The sequence below is a fragment of the Flavobacterium zhairuonense genome (genome assembly GCF_004352915.1).
Taxonomy (GTDB): Bacteria; Bacteroidota; Bacteroidia; order Flavobacteriales; family Flavobacteriaceae; genus Flavobacterium; species Flavobacterium zhairuonense.
The window spans coordinates 1-252 of sequence record NZ_SJSY01000012.1 but is presented as its reverse complement, the minus strand read 5'-3'; the positions used below and the strand labels follow the sequence as shown (position 1 = coordinate 252).

1 protein-coding gene is annotated in these 252 nt (G+C 41.7%); it reads left to right on the top strand.

The features are described from left to right. Positions 1 to 252: hypothetical protein (locus EYY60_RS22115; RefSeq protein ID WP_162847808.1), on the top strand; the 252-nt coding region annotated here is incomplete at both ends.

The following is a 252-nucleotide window of genomic DNA, read 5'->3' as shown; positions in this document are numbered from 1 at the left end:
GATACTGAATCTGACCGTAGGTTCTAAGCCCGCTGATATCGTAACGACAGAATCAATATGTTCTGGCAAAACCTACACTTGGCCAGCAAACGGAATCACCTACTCTACAACACAAACAGGATTAAGAATAAACAATGACGGATGCACGGCTGATCAAATACTAAATCTAACCATAGGTTCTAAACCAGCAGATGATGTTACTACAGAATCAATCTGTTCTGGAAATACTTACACCTGGCCGGCAAACGGAAT